11 protein-coding genes and 1 riboswitch are annotated in these 12,048 nt (G+C 39.0%); of the genes, 8 read left to right on the top strand and 3 right to left on the bottom strand.

Annotated elements, in window-relative coordinates; all coding sequences use genetic code 11:
- Positions 1-159 precede the first annotated feature (159 nt).
- The 3 genes from ACQKL6_RS03830 to ACQKL6_RS03820 all read left to right on the top strand — a co-directional run bounded on the left by ACQKL6_RS03830 (position 160) and on the right by ACQKL6_RS03820 (position 4,138).
- Positions 160-360: a cold-shock protein gene (locus ACQKL6_RS03830; protein ID WP_034307871.1), complete on the top strand. Its 201-nt coding sequence runs from the start codon at positions 160-162 to the stop codon at positions 358-360.
- Between the two features lie 219 nt (positions 361-579).
- Positions 580-2,493, top strand: coding sequence for an ATP-dependent DNA helicase (locus ACQKL6_RS03825; RefSeq protein ID WP_427650604.1), 1,914 nt, complete (start codon positions 580-582; stop codon positions 2,491-2,493).
- A 124-nt stretch (positions 2,494-2,617) separates the two neighbouring features.
- Entirely contained in the window at positions 2,618-4,138 is a 1,521-nt protein-coding gene (locus ACQKL6_RS03820) for a carboxypeptidase M32 (RefSeq protein ID WP_427650603.1), read from the top strand.
- A 45-nt stretch (positions 4,139-4,183) separates the two neighbouring features.
- Here the strand turns inward: ACQKL6_RS03820 and ACQKL6_RS03815 are convergent, their stop codons facing one another.
- Positions 4,184-5,836: a b(o/a)3-type cytochrome-c oxidase subunit 1 gene (locus tag ACQKL6_RS03815; protein WP_427650601.1), complete on the bottom strand. Its 1,653-nt coding sequence runs from the start codon at positions 5,834-5,836 to the stop codon at positions 4,184-4,186.
- Positions 5,833-6,312, bottom strand: a complete 480-nt coding sequence (locus tag ACQKL6_RS03810) for a cytochrome c oxidase subunit II (RefSeq protein WP_402869078.1) — start codon at positions 6,310-6,312, stop codon at positions 5,833-5,835. Before ACQKL6_RS03810 ends, ACQKL6_RS03815 begins: the two co-directional genes overlap by 4 nt.
- Before the next feature lie 531 nt (positions 6,313-6,843).
- Positions 6,844-6,945: riboswitch (purine riboswitch) on the top strand.
- 160 nt (positions 6,946-7,105) lie between these two features.
- Here ACQKL6_RS03810 and ACQKL6_RS03805 point away from each other — a divergent pair.
- Entirely contained in the window at positions 7,106-7,705 is a 600-nt protein-coding gene (locus tag ACQKL6_RS03805; protein ID WP_402869076.1) for a xanthine phosphoribosyltransferase, read from the top strand.
- The gene (locus ACQKL6_RS03800) at positions 7,698-9,014 is read left to right on the top strand and encodes a nucleobase:cation symporter-2 family protein (protein WP_402869074.1); all 1,317 of its coding nucleotides are present in this window, start codon (positions 7,698-7,700) and stop codon (positions 9,012-9,014) included. The genes ACQKL6_RS03805 and ACQKL6_RS03800 overlap by 8 nt, the downstream gene beginning before the upstream one ends.
- Before the next feature lie 362 nt (positions 9,015-9,376).
- Here the strand turns inward: ACQKL6_RS03800 and ACQKL6_RS03795 are convergent, their stop codons facing one another.
- Positions 9,377-9,829, bottom strand: a complete 453-nt coding sequence (locus tag ACQKL6_RS03795; RefSeq protein WP_402869073.1) for a chemotaxis protein CheX — start codon at positions 9,827-9,829, stop codon at positions 9,377-9,379.
- A 174-nt stretch (positions 9,830-10,003) separates the two neighbouring features.
- On the opposite strand from ACQKL6_RS03795, the gene ACQKL6_RS03790 reads away from it, so the two are divergent.
- The 3 genes from ACQKL6_RS03790 to ACQKL6_RS03780 all read left to right on the top strand — a co-directional run bounded on the left by ACQKL6_RS03790 (position 10,004) and on the right by ACQKL6_RS03780 (position 11,933).
- Positions 10,004-11,092, top strand: a complete 1,089-nt coding sequence (locus ACQKL6_RS03790; protein ID WP_407406659.1) for a type III polyketide synthase — start codon at positions 10,004-10,006, stop codon at positions 11,090-11,092.
- Positions 11,092-11,622, top strand: a complete 531-nt coding sequence (locus ACQKL6_RS03785; protein ID WP_402869069.1) for an isoprenylcysteine carboxyl methyltransferase family protein — start codon at positions 11,092-11,094, stop codon at positions 11,620-11,622. The genes ACQKL6_RS03790 and ACQKL6_RS03785 overlap by 1 nt, the downstream gene beginning before the upstream one ends.
- Before the next feature lie 152 nt (positions 11,623-11,774).
- Positions 11,775-11,933 carry a hypothetical protein gene (locus tag ACQKL6_RS03780; protein ID WP_402988084.1) on the top strand — a complete coding sequence of 53 codons (159 nt, stop codon included), beginning with the start codon at positions 11,775-11,777 and terminating at the stop codon, positions 11,931-11,933.
- Positions 11,934-12,048 lie beyond the last annotated feature (115 nt).

Here is a 12,048-nt window from a genome sequence, read left to right as displayed (position 1 = left end):
AGGACATTTTATCTAAAGTGGGTTCTATTCTTGATTATCCCTTCCATTTCTGTTATTCTGATAGTGAATTATTTTTGTTCAGATTTAAGGAATACCTTATTAATCAGTGAGCAAGGATAGTAATATAATGTGTGGCAAACACACTAGGAGGCAACAAAAATGGAACAAGGTAAAGTAAAATGGTTTAACGCAGAAAAAGGTTTTGGATTCATCGAACGCGAAGGTGGAGACGATGTATTCGTACATTTCTCAGCTATCCAAGGAGAAGGTTTCAAAACACTTGAAGAAGGCCAAGATGTTACATTTGATGTAGAACAAGGTCAACGCGGACCGCAAGCATCAAACGTAAACAAAGCTTAATTCAACCTTATAGTATTTACAGACAGGCTCTCTAGGGAGTCTGTCTTTTTGTTTTTTGGCAATCCCTAGCAATATAAACACCATAGTACATAAAACTTTTTAATAGCCATGACAAAATACCTTGACTATGTGAAGGAATTGAAGGATAATATAATTTTGCCTAGATATATTTTAAAACCTGAATTCATATACTTAAGATAGATAAAAGGGGAGACCAGGATGCTAAAAACACTGCCTTTTTCGGTAACAAAGGAAGATTCTTTTTATGATAAGCTTTCAGAATGGATGGGTGATGTTTTTTACGATATTCTTCCCGAAAAAGGATTCGAGCTACGTGACGAACAAATATTCATGGCTTTTCAACTAGAAAAGGCCTTTAAGGAAAAAAATATAAGTTTCGCAGAAGCTGGTGTAGGGACGGGTAAAACATTGGTTTATCTGTTATATGCAATCTGTTATGCCAGATACACCAATAAACCGGCAATCATTTCCTGCGCTGATGAGACTTTGATTGAACAGCTCGTTAAAGAAGAAGGCGACATACAAAAAATAAAGGGCGCCTTAGGTATTGAAGTGGACGTTAGGCTTGCGAAATACCACGATCAATATGTATGCCTAAAGAAGCTGGATCATGCTGTGAATCATGAGGATTCTGAGGGCATCGATCAGCTATTTGATGAACTCCCTAAATTTGTGCATAACAATTCTTCCATGAATGCTTATACGCCTTATGGGGATCGTAAACAATATCCATACCTCAATGATGAAGATTGGTCTAAAGTAGGCTGGGACCAGTTACAAAATTGCTTTACCTGTGATAAACGTCAGCGTTGTGGACAAACACTTTCCCGTGATCATTACCGGAAATCAAGTGACTTAATCATTTGTTCACATGATTTCTTCATGGAACATGTTTGGACGAAAGATAAGCGCAAGCGTGAAGGACAACTACCGTTATTGCCAGAACATAGTTGTGTAATCTTCGACGAAGGTCATTTACTCGAATTCTCTGCACAAAAGGCACTGACATATAAAGTGGGTGAACAAACCCTCGCTTCAGTTTTAGAGTTGTTAACAGCTAATCAAGTGCGTGAGGAAACGCTGTACATCATAGAAGATTTAATTGATATCAACGAAGAGTTTTTTGATTTGCTCGACGAAAAGGCAATTCATGTAAGTGGTTCAAACCGATATGAAATACCGATGTCGAAAGAAATCACCAATTTTGCTAAAAGACTTCATGAAAAGGTGGAAGAACTAGAAGAAAGCCTTGTTTTTGAATCGGAAATGTATACGATTAACGACTATGATTTGAAAGTCACTGAAGAGTATTTAGAACAGTTGGGATACTCACTTTCTCTCTTCGTGAAAGATGAACAAGCCGTTTCGTGGTTTGAAGAAAATGAAATGACTAAAACGTTGGTCATCATGCCTAGACTTGTCCAGGATATTTTATCTGAACAAGTATTCTCGAAAAAAATTCCATACATTTTTTCATCAGCGACCTTATCCGATAATAAATCATTCCAATATATTGCGGATAGCTTGGGGATTAAAAAGTTCGATAGCTTCTCGGTTGAATCTCCATTTGATTATGAAGAAGTGATGAAGATGAACATGCCGACCTTTGAAAAAGGAGATCGGTTAGCTAAGCTCAATTATACAATGGGAACAATCGAGGAAAACAAAGGACGGACACTCGTATTGTTTCAATCAAAAGAAGAGTTGCTTTGGTTCAAGGAGAACTGCAAGAAGGGTGATTATCCTTTCTATTTTGAAGGTGAATCGGAGATTAGCGACCTTGTTAAAAAGTTTCAGGATGAAGAGCATTCCGTTCTGTTCTCCTATCATTTATGGGAAGGCCTGGATGTTCCGGGAGATTCATTGCAGAATGTAGTGATACACTCCCTCCCATTCCCGCCACATGATCCTGTATTCGAAGCTAAGAGGAACTCGGTCACCGATCCATTTGAAGCCGTTGACCTCCCGTATATGCTTCTTCGTTTACGTCAGGGTATTGGACGTTTAATCCGGACCAGCAACGACTCTGGAACTGTACAAATACTGATTGACAATTATTTATCAAATCAAGTTAAAGAAAAAATCATTTCTGTCCTTCCGGTATCTCTTTAATAAAAAAACATGTTAAGGTCCAAGGGAAATCCCCTTGGATCTTTTTTGAATTCAATTCGTTCGTTCTGATGTGATTTTCCCTTGTATAATATGGTAAAGTGTAATGTGAAAGGGGATGTTTTATTTGACAGGTAGCGTGGAGCAAGTAGAAAGAGAATTTAAAGAATACGTCAAGAAAATATCGGCATATAACGAGGCACTTGCACTCATATTCTGGGACTTGCGTACGGGAGCTCCCAAAAAGGGTGTGGAGCAACGATCTGAAGTGATTGGGGTGCTCTCCTCTGAAGTTTTCAATATGACCACAAGTTCCGAAATGAAGCGGTTTATTGATGAGCTCACAACAGAGAAAGCAGAACCAAAACTTAGTGAAGTAACGATGAAAATGGTACAGGAATGTAAGAAAACCTTTGAGAGAAATAATAAGATTCCAGCAGATGAATATAAGGAATTCGTGATATTACAATCCCGTTCGGAAAGTGCGTGGGAAGAAGCAAGGGAAAAAGCGGACTTTTCTATATTTGAACCTTACCTTGAGAGAGTTGTCGCCTATACTCGTAAATTTGTTGAATATTGGGGATACAAGGACCAGCCATACGATACTTTGTTAGATATGTATGAACCGGGTATGACCGTTGAAATCCTAGATCGAGTATTTGGTGAGCTTCAGGCGAGCATCGTTCCCTTGGTCAAGCAAATTGCCGATAGTAAGCATCAACCTGGGACAGATTTCCTTTATAAGGAATTTCCTAAGGAAAAACAACAGCAATTCAACCACGAAGTTTTAAAACAAATCGGGTACGATTTTAAGGCTGGTAGGCTTGATGAAACCGTCCATCCATTTGCAACTGGAATCAATAGAGGCGACGTTCGTGTTACGACCCGGTATGACGAACGTGATTTTAGAGGCGCAATTTTTGGCACCATCCATGAGTGTGGCCACGCTATTTACGAGCAGAATATTGCTGAGGAGTTAACGGGTACACTTCTCGATAGTGGGACTTCGATGGGAATCCATGAATCTCAATCTTTATTTTTTGAAAACTTCATTGGCCGAAGCTTAAGTTTCTGGAAAAACCAATATTCGCTTTTAAAGGGGTTTGCTCCCGAGCAGTTCGCGGATGTTGCACTTGAAGATTTCTATCGTGGAATTAATGAATCGAAGCCTTCTTTTATCCGTATTGAAGCCGATGAGTTAACATACCCACTACATATCATGATTCGCTATGAATTGGAAAAGGCTCTCTTTAATGGTGAGCTTGAAGTGAAGGACTTACCAAGTGCATGGAACAAAAAATACGAGGAGTATCTGGGTATCATACCTGAAGATGATGCAGTGGGTGTTTTGCAAGACGTCCATTGGTCTGACGGAAGTTTTGGGTATTTTCCATCCTATGCACTTGGCTATATGTATGCCGCTCAATTTAAACATGCGATGCTGCAGGATTTACCACAATTTAATGAACTTTTGGAAGCGGGTAACATTGAACCTATCAGGAATTGGCTTAACGAAAAGGTCCATAAATTCGGTAAGTTGAAAAAACCCTTAGAGATTTTGAAAGAAACAACGGGGGAAGGTTTGAATGTGCAATATTTAATCGAGTATCTAGAAGAAAAGTATAAAGCGGTTTATAAAGTTAAATAACATGGATAAAGTGAAGCCTTGGCAACTTGCCAAGGCTTCCTTTAATCACCATAATTTAAAACCCTTTGAACCTGGTGGGGCATTTTGAATGATATCAATAAATGGAATGGTATAGGCGAAAAGAATAAGTGCTGCGGTTATTCCAAGCCATAATTTCCAGTTTTCAAAAACGAGAGAAATCGTTGCATCCTCATTTGATTCACCTACTGGGAATTCTTCATTTCCCTTTGGAGCAAAGAAGGCCAATTGGATGAAAATAATAATATATAAAACGATTCCAATAAATAGTATGGTTCCACCGATTGCCTGGGCGATTTGATAAGGAATCCACTCAAGTGCCTGTGCTGACTCCCCATAAGTAGAAAAAGATGAGCGACGAGGTGCACCCAGTAGTCCGGCAATATGCATAGCCCCAGACATGATGGACATTCCGATTGCCCAAAAGATACCTTGAATGATGGCTAATTTATTAAGTTTTTTAGTCAATATCCGTCCAGTCAAATGAGGAACCAGCCAATAAGAAATGCCGAAAAAAGTTAGAATTACTGAAGTGGCCAATGTTAAATGAAAATGTCCCGTTACCCATATGGTATTATGAACAACCTGGTTCAATTGGTTCGATGCATTGACAAGTCCCCCGGCTCCAGCTGGGACGAAAGCCACCATCCCGATAAAAGGAACGGTAAAACGGGCATCGCCCCAAGGGAGTTTTAGGAACCATCCGAATAAACCTGTAGCATTTTGTGAACGTCCGTATTTTTCAAAAGTGCCGAATAAAGAAAAAGCAGTCATTAAAGAAGGGATTACGACCAAGAAAGTTAATGTAACTTGTATATATTTCCAAACAGGGTCTATTCCTGGCTCAAGCAATTGATGATGAAGCCCGACAGGAATGGAGAACAACAGAAATAAAATAAAAGACATCCTCGCTAATGAATCCGAAAATATTTTACCGCCAATGATCTTAGGAATCACTACATACCAGCACATATAGGCTGGTAGCAACCAGAAATAAACAAGTGGATGACCAAAATACCAGAACAAAGTCCTGCTTGCTAAAATGTTAATCGAATCAACCCATCCTAAAGACCAAGGAAGAAGCTGGAACAAGACGGTGATAGCGACCCCTAACGTGGCTACGAACCATAATAAAGTATTGACCACAGCCATGAAACTTAATAAGGGGCTGGATTTTCCCTTGTTATTTTTCCGCCATTTATGGTATGTCACCAATAGGGAGCCACCGCTAAACCAACTGCCAACGATGACAAGTGTCAATCCCCCATAGAAAATAGGATGGGCTTGAAGAGGGGCATAAAAAGTATAAAGGACGGAAGCTTCGTTTAATAACACCATAAGAGCCGCCATTGCCGTTCCAACTGTCATTGTCCAAAAACCAACCCAGCCTGAGAATCTTGCCCATTTGGTTAAAGGTCCTATGGTTTTACTGACTGCTGAAAGATGAAACCCCAAAATGAAGAAGGTCGTAAGAATTAGTGCGAGTAAAACGCCATGGACAGTAAGTAGTTGATAATAGGTTATTCCTGCAGGCAATTCGACTTTGCCTGAACGTACAAGTGTTTGAAGGAGTCCCGCAAAGCCCCCTAGTCCCAAGGCAATGATGGCAACATAGAAATGTGCCATGGAAAGCTTCGCATCAAGTGGGTGAATTTTTTCGTTATCAATAGCTTTTGTCATTTTGAAACCACCTCAATTTGAGAGCTCATCATATGGTGACCAACTCCGCAGTATTCATTGCATATAATTAGGTTTTCCCCCACTTTATTGAAAGTAGCGGTATATTCACTGACATAACCAGGTTCAAGCATCATATTGACATTTGTCCCGGCTACTTCAAATCCGTGGATGACATCCTTGGTTGTCGCAATGATTTTGACAGTCGCCCCCTTTGGAATCTCCACCTTTGCTGGGCTGTACGAAAAAGCCGAAGCCACAAATACTAATTCATAATCCCAATCCTTTCCGTCTACTTTATGTAATCCGGGATCATTGAAGGGGGCAGTGGTATCAACCTTTTCAGGGTCGATGGTTACTAAACAGCTTGGTGGCTGGTTCCCTAAATAGAAAGCACTTACCCCTAGAACTGTTAAGAAAATGAGTAGGGCGACCGTTCCTAAAATGAGCCAAATCTTTTCAAACTTATGCATATGCATCATTTATCCTCCTCACTTAACCTAAACGACCCGTAAATAAAAAATAAATGCTGACCCAAATCACTATTAGAAAAATTCCAAGTAGTAAAACCGAAGCGAGTGTGCCTTTCAAATCAGAATCTTGTTTTATTTGTGTTTTGTTCTTGCCAGTAGGTTCGGACATTTTTTCACACCTTTCCCATTAGAAAAAAATAGAGTAACTAAGCTACTTAATCATACAAAAGTACCAGGTGAATAGTAGCTGTTTTTTCTCATTTCACAAATTGTTCAATCATTGTCTAAACAAGTTGGAAATAGGGGAATATTGAAACGTTAAGGAAAGTGTTGGTTTGAAAGGAAGGTGTATTGTGAAAGTATTGTGAAGTTTATGAACTTGCCATTTATATTCCATACGAAAGGATATCTCCAAGATATATTTTTTTGAATTTTCAAATAACACGAATGATAAACTATCATTTTAATTTAAAGTTCGTTTTTTTATCAAGTTTTTCTTTTCAAATTGTGAAGGCATTGTTATAATTCTTGTATTATTAAAAATAAATTTTTTTCACTCGTATAATCGCAGGAATATGGCCTGCAAGTTTCTACCGGATTACCGTAAATAATCTGACTATGAGTGAGTAATAGATCTTGTCGCGATTTGAAGGGACTTTATATATCCTTTTTCATGAATGCCCAAGAAATATTGCTTCACTCTACTATGTGATGCAATGTTTCTTGGGCATTTTTCATTTACCAGGAAACAATGACATGACTTAAAATAATCAATCATCTTAGATTGGGAGGAATCTTCATGCAACTATTAAAAGAAAAAATCTTGTCAGAGGGGCAAGCGTTATCTAAAGACATTTTAAAAGTGGATTCATTCTTGAACCACCAAATGGATCCTGTGCTAATGAAAGAAATCGGTAAAGAATTTGTAAAACGATTTGCACATAAAGAGATAACAAAGGTGCTTACGATTGAATCTTCGGGGATTGGACCAGGTCTTATGGCAGCTTTGGAATTGGATGTTCCATTAATTTTTGCTCGTAAACGTAAATCCCTTACATTGACTGAGGGGCTAGTGACGGCATCGGTTCATTCCTTTACTAAAAAAGAAACCAATACTATTTCCGTATCGGATAAGTATATTAAAGCCGGTGATAAAGTCTTAATAATCGATGACTTTTTAGCTGTTGGACAGGCTGCCCGGGGGTTGGCGGATATTTGTAAACAGGTAGGCGCTGAAGTGGTCGGTATAGGAATCGTTATAGAGAAAGCTTTCCAAAGTGGTGGCAAAGATCTTAGGGATCAAGGTTTCCAAGTTGAATCCTTAGCAAGGATCAAGGAGTTGAACGTAGGCCAAATAACATTCATTGAGGAGCGGGAAGGAGCTATCGTTCATGTCTGAAAATCAATCCCCATTGAAAGTTGCATCGTTAGGGTTACAACACGTTCTTGCAATGTATGCTGGTGCCATTGTTATCCCCCTTATTGTTGGTGGTGCTATGGGATTGAACTCGACACAGTTGACCTATTTAGTTTCAATCGACATTTTAATGTGTGGTATTGCGACTTTATTGCAAGTCGTAAAAATGAAATATTTTGGGATTGGCCTTCCTGTAGTACTTGGTTGTACTTTCACCGCAGTAAGTCCGATGATTGCAATTGGTACTCAGTATGGGATGAATAGCATTTATGGGGCCATTCTGGTTTCAGGTTTGATTGTGGTTTTGATCAGTAAGTTTTTTGGGAAGCTATCGAGGTTCTTCCCGCCTGTTGTAACAGGATCGGTAGTTACAATCATTGGAATTACGCTCATTCCAGTGGCCATTAATAATCTGGGGGGCGGACAAGGTGCGGTTGATTTTGGTTCCTTGAATAATGTAGCCCTTGGTTTTGGAACGTTGCTATTCATCATTTTGATGTATAAGTTCTCAACGGGCTTTGCCAGGTCCATTGCTATTTTACTTGGATTATTCTTTGGGACATTTGTGGCTTTCTTCATGGGTAAAGTAGAATTCAGTGCCGTAGAGGGCGCTTCATGGCTTCATATGCCACATTTTTTCTATTTCGGTTTTCCTGAGTTTAATATCACGGCCATCATAACCATGACCCTGGTTGCTGTAGTAAGTTTAGTGGAATCAACAGGTGTTTACTATGCTTTGGGGGAAATCACAGATAAAGAAATTTCTGAAGATGACTTGGCGCGGGGGTATCGTTCGGAAGGATTGGCCAGTATAATCGGTGGTCTGTTTAATGCATTTCCATATACGGCTTTTTCGCAAAATGTGGGCCTGATTCAATTATCGGGCATCAAAACAAGAAATGTCATTTATGTAGCTGCGAGCATGCTCATATTAATTGGTTTCGTACCTAAAATAGGTGCGTTCACAACGATCATTCCTCCATCCGTTTTAGGAGGCGCGATGGTAGCCATGTTCGGGATGGTGATTGCAGCGGGAATTAAAATGCTGAGCAGGGTGGATTTTTCCTCCCAGGAAAATTTATTGATCATTGCCTGTTCAGTAGGTATGGGAATAGGGGTGACGGTTGTTCCCGAGGTGTTCGCAAATATTCCTGGCGGCATCCAGATTCTAACCGAAAATGGTATCGTTGCTGGAAGTTTAACTGCGATCTTCTTGAATATCATTTTCAATGTTATCCCGACAAAAGGGAGAGTAAAGAAAGTGCGTATCGAAGGACAAAAAGTAGCCTGATTATTTTCACATGATCAAAAAATGAGACTGTCTTCCTTATCCGATTCGGTGGGGAGGCAGTTTTTATTTGTCCCCTAGGCAACTGAATTAAAATGGTTGGTTTAAAAAATAAAAAGGAAACTCTCTTCACTTTCTGAATATATTATTAGTATCTGTTTAAGAAAGAAAGTGATAGGAATGGAAAAAAAATATTGTATGCATTGTCGGACCATTTTGAATCAGGAATGTAGATGTTTTGTCTGTGGGAAAGAGGAATTTCAGAACATCATCATCCAAGTACAAAATCAATCTTCCGTGGAGAAAGAAGAATGAAAGAACCCCCTTACCAAGTATGAAGGTAAGGGGGTTCTTTCATGTTGATACTAGCTTTCAATCATCAGAATAATATGAAGGGTTCCAGCCCCTTCGAGGACTACAGGCAAATTGATGGCTTGATTGAAGCCATACATTTTCGTTTGACCGACAAGGACGGTTGGTGGTGTTATATCCATTAAGGTATCATCATTTGCTAAGGAAGTTGCGAGATTACCTGCAAGCATATTACCAAGCTCTGCGGCGAACGACTCTAGCATTTCGCCTTCTAGAGGCATTCCAAACATGACTTCGCCTATTTTACTTACACAGTCACTTGTTCCTTCGATAATTAATCTACCCCGAACGGCACCCGTCATTCCAATAAGTACAGAGATAGATTCCTGTTCAAAAGGTTGCATAATGAGGGAAGGCTTCTGGACATCCGAAGAAAAAGGAAGGACGGACTTCACTGCTGAAATCGTACCGTTTAAAACTTTCGTAATGCTAGCGCTGATTTCCATTTAAATTCCTCCGATTGTATGGTTAATCCTATAATATCAAATTTATAGGGTGAAATACCTATTTTATTGAAAAAAATAATGAAAAATATGTATTTAAGACTACGTGGTTTTTTAGAATTAAATTCAAAGGGATTGGGAAGCTTAACCATATATTGATTAATAAGGAGTGAATTCATGTCATATCTTTTATCTGCTTCCCACATAAAACTCCCTTATCAACTTTCACAGGAAAAAATCATGGAGTTTTCCCGCGAAATTTTCGGTGCATCTTTTAAGAATATAGAACGATTATTGCAGGCGTTCAAAAACGGCCAAGTTGAAAATAGGTATTTTTCCAATAACCTGGATTGGTTTAGGGAAGATCATACTTTTCAAGAAAAAAATGAAGTATATGTTAAACAGGCTGTCGAATTCGGAAAAGAGGCCGTAGAAAAGTGTTTGGTTAATACTGATTTCTTGAAAAATGGGATTCATCCTAATGAAATTGACGCCTTTTTTTATATTTCAAGTACTGGAATAGCCACCCCAACCATAGATGCGAGGATCATGAATGAACTTCCTTTTAATTCTCATATGAAAAGGATACCGATATGGGGGCTGGGTTGTGCCGGGGGGGCAAGTGGCCTATCACGCGCATTTGAATATTGTAAAGCGTTTCCGAAAGCAAAGGTTATCGTATTGTGTGTAGAACTGTGTAGCTTAACCTTTCAGAAAAATGATATTTCCAAAAGTAATTTAATTGGGACCTCTTTATTTTCCGATGGAATTAGCTGTGTCTTGATCTGCGGTGATGATGCTAAGGTTGAAGGAAAATCAAATAAAGACCACCATCTGCATTTCTTGAATTCACAATCCACCCTTATGCCCAATTCATTGGATGTGATGGGGTGGGATTTGAAAGACCAGGGCCTCCATGTCATCTTCTCAAAAGACATACCTACTATCATCAAGGAATGGCTTAAACCGAACGTGGAAGACTTTTTAAAGGAGGAAGGACTTAGACTTGGGGATATTAAGGATTTTATAGCCCACCCTGGCGGAAAGAAGGTTATTGATGCCTATCATGAATCGTTAGGTTTCAACGAAGGGATGACGGCGGAATCAATGGCGGTTTTAAGAGAGTTTGGTAATATGTCATCGGCTACGATTTTGTATGTACTGGAGAGATTCATGAAGCGTAGTGGTCAAACTGGTCAATATGGTCTTGCCGCTGCATTGGGGCCAGGATTTTCATCTGAATTAGTATTAATGAGGTGGAACTGATGCTATTTGGGATTTTTATAGGCTTGATTGCCTTACAGCGCCTTGCTGAATTATACATCGCCAAGCAAAATGAAAAGCAGATGAAGAGAATTGGGGGAGTCGAGTATGGAGTGGACCATTATCGGTGGATGGTCCTCTTGCACTTGAGTTTCTTTTTAGCACTCATATTTGAGGTAGTTGGATTTACTAGAGCTTTTTCTCCCCTTTGGCCGATTTGGTTATCGTTGTTTTTATTGGCCCAAGTAGGCCGGGTTTGGGTGATCATGTCTCTTGGTAAGCATTGGAATACAAAAATCATAGTCGTTCCTGACGCGGAAGTAATCATCAAAGGCCCCTATAGGTATGTTAAACATCCGAATTACCTCATCGTGGCCACTGAAATAATCGTTATTTCACTGTTATTCAATGCTTATTATACAGCAATGATATTCAGCCTTTTAAATGTCTGGATGATGTCAGTGAGGATACCACTAGAAGAAAGGGCTTTAAAAGAACATACGGAATATTCTACAGCTTTTAAGCAAAAATAATAAAAAGTTTGGTTTTCTTATTGAAAATGATTATCGTTCGTGATAAGATTCTAAATGAAGATGAAAATTATTCTCACTGGTTGTATTGAAAAGAAAAACTATGACAATTAAAACTAAAAATGTACGAATATAAAAGAGGATGGTGTTTTGTAATGATTTGGTTATTCATTTTATTGACAGTCGCTACATATACATTTGTGATGAAACATGTGTTGAATAATATCCAAAAACCGGCTAAGGTGAATCGTTCTTTAACCCAGTCAAATAACGAAAATCAAGCTAGTTACCACCCAACACCCTCACCTCGGTAAGAATCTGCATTCAGTAAAGCAATAAGCCTTATGAAAGCCCACAAAATTGTGGGCTTTTTTGAGTTTTCCAATGCATTACGGCGTCTTTTACTAGTAAAACATCAAGCAAACGGTA

The sequence above is a fragment of the Peribacillus sp. NPDC097197 genome (assembly GCF_050278025.1).
Taxonomy (GTDB): domain Bacteria; phylum Bacillota; class Bacilli; order Bacillales; family DSM-1321; genus Peribacillus.
The sequence above is the reverse complement of the archived record's forward strand: the minus strand, read 5'-3'. Positions and strand labels throughout refer to the sequence as shown.